This window comes from Pricia sp. (assembly GCF_041745955.1).
GTDB lineage: Bacteria > Bacteroidota > Bacteroidia > Flavobacteriales > Flavobacteriaceae > Pricia.
Genome location: NZ_JBGTHY010000326.1, coordinates 1 through 2,631, shown reverse-complemented (window position 1 = coordinate 2,631; position 2,631 = coordinate 1). Strand labels below are relative to the sequence as shown.

Annotated in this window: 3 protein-coding genes; all 3 read right to left on the bottom strand. The window is 47.7% G+C overall.

The window, feature by feature from the left end:
* On the bottom strand, positions 1-1,547 hold a 1,547-nt coding region (locus ACEW8S_RS12010; protein WP_373518389.1), incomplete at its 3' end, for a glycoside hydrolase family 3 protein.
* 66 nt (positions 1,548-1,613) lie between these two features.
* Positions 1,614-2,096, bottom strand: coding sequence for an ABC transporter ATPase (locus ACEW8S_RS12005; protein WP_373518388.1), 483 nt, complete (start codon positions 2,094-2,096; stop codon positions 1,614-1,616).
* Between the two features lie 65 nt (positions 2,097-2,161).
* The coding region (locus ACEW8S_RS12000; RefSeq protein ID WP_373518387.1) for a (Fe-S)-binding protein at positions 2,162-2,631 on the bottom strand (470 nt) is incomplete at its 5' end.

Sequence of the window (2,631 nt, the reverse complement as noted above, 5' to 3'; positions counted from 1 at the left end):
AAGGAGGGAATATCCATAAGCGCATACGGCTTGGCGAACACCGAAAGGATAAGGTTTGAACTGCGTTCGGCAGCGATCTCTTCGAGCCAGTGCAGCTCTTTTTCGGAAAATTTAAAGGGTTTCCACGGACTCTCGTTGCTTTTGTGGTATCCAATGATCACCAAATTATAGTCCTTCAGTTTATCCTTTAGGGTAGCGATATCCTTGCCGTTGATTTGGGTCACCTGGGCGTATTTGTTCAAGGTCTCGACGAAAGGGTCGCTTTCGGAATCCCCGAATTTGACGTAGGCGATCTTTTTGTTCTCCAAATTCTTGATGCCCATTAAATAGTAGTCGTTCTTGACCACTGTGATGGCATTTTCGATGGCATCTTCGTAGATTAGGTCATCTTTACGGCTATTCAGGTCTTCGTACAGGTTTTCGAGTTCCACGGGTTTGTACCGGTTCAGACCGACCTTATATTTAGCTTGAAGGATTTTTTTGACGGATGTGGATAGGCGTTCGTCGGAAATTTTGCCCTTGTCGTAGGCCTTAGCCAGTTTATCCTTGGCTTTTTTGACATCCAAAGGCATTAATAGGATGTCGTTTCCGGCCATAAAAGCGGCCAGCTCGGCATCCCCATTTTTTCCATGGTCGGTTACGCCTTTCATATTGAGGGCATCGGTAAAGACAAGGCCTTTAAAGCCCATTTCCTCTTTTAGCACCCCGGATATGATCTGTTCGGACAGGGATGAGGGAAGTCCTTTTTCAATTTCCAATGCGGGAACTTCCAAATGTCCGACCATAACACTGCTCAAACCATTTTCTATCAACCGATTAAAAGGATAAAGCTCGACACTGTCCAACCGCGCCCGCTCGAAATTGATGATAGGCAAGGCGTGGTGGGAATCCGTTTCGGTATCGCCATGGCCGGGAAAATGCTTTCCGCTGGACAAAACGCCGGCACTTTCCATACCCTTCATAAAAGCGATGCCCTTGTTGGAGACATTTTCGCGATCCTCGCCAAAAGATCGGTTTCCGATTATGGGATTATTCGGATTGGTATTGATGTCGATATCCGGGGCGAAGTTGATATGTACGCCCAACCGCTTGGCATGTTCGCCGATACGGCGGCCCACATCCTGAACTATCGTATTGTCTGTAATAGCCCCCAAGGTCATGTTCCACGGAAAGGAATAGGTGGAATCGAGCCGCATGGAAAGTCCCCATTCCGCATCCATACCCACCATTAACGGCAGTTTTGAGGCAGATTGAAATCGGTTCGTCAGTTTGGCCTGTCGCACGGGACCCCCGGTGGAGAATATCACCCCGCCGATATGTTGTTCCTTTATGAGGGATTCGACCTCATCGATATCCGCAGCGCCCTGATCGGAGGCAATCATCACCATAAACAACTGCCCCAATTTTTCATCGAGGGACATCGCATCGTATCGGGAATCGACCCAGTTGCGCTGTTCAAGGCTATCCCTTGTAACCAAGGGATCATTTTGGGCATTGACGCAGGTAAAAGTTAAAAAAAGTAAAGGGAAAAGTTGGTAAAAACGCATAGTGTTGGATAGGTCTATGGAGATAACTAAAAACCGATAAAATTATTGCATTTCATCGGATATTCCTTACATAAACCGTCCGTGCCAACTCTCGGAGGCAGGCACCTCCCAATGCTCTTCGTACTCTTGTTTGTTATTGACCAGATTATTGAAGACAATGGTATTTTTGGATACCGCTTTTTGTTTCGCCATTTTTTTGAAGTCACTGAGCGTTTTATAGGCGATATACTCGCCTTGTTTATAGGATACGTTCATTTTATCCAACAATTGCACATCGTATTTCTTTTCCAGGTGCTGGATAAAATGTACCGAAGCATCTATCGAACAGCCGGAGGCCGCGGCCTGTGATTGGTCGAGGGCGATAACGATAAAACGTTTATAGCGCATTTCATAACCGGCCCGCAGGTTGCTGCCGTGCGCCGTCCAGTCTTTCAAAAAGGCCTCCATTTCACTTTGGATTTCTTCCAGTTCATCGGAGGTAAAACTGCGATCGGCCTGATAGATCCAAATTCGTGAGGTTTCGGGTAGGGTGTTGAAGTCTGTTAGCATGATAAAAAGTTTATGAGCTCGCCTGCCACAAGGCAAGGTTAATTGCTTTATGAGTTTAGTTTTGTTCAAAGATCCCCCGCCGAGGCGATCAGCTCCGCGATGTCCATAACGGCGATGGAGGCTTCCTTTTCTTTGTTCTTTACGCCGTCGGTCATCATCGTGTTGCAAAAGGGACAGGCGGCGGCTATGATTTCGGGTTGTACTTCTAGGGCCTGTTCGGTACGGGCGATGTTGACGTCCTTGTCCCCTTTTTCGGGTTCCTTGAACATTTGTGCCCCTCCCGCGCCGCAACACAATCCCCGTTGCTTGCAGCTTTTCATTTCTACGAGTTCGGCATCCAGTTTTCGGATGAGCTCCCTTGGGGCTTCATATACTTGATTGCCGCGGCCGAGGTAGCAAGGGTCGTGGTAGGTGATGCGCTTTCCCTTGAACTTTCCGCCTTCCAAAGAAATTTTGCCTTCCTCCAACAACTGCCTTAAAAATTGGGTGTGGTGCACTACTTCGTAAGTACCGCCCAAACCGGGATATTCGTTCT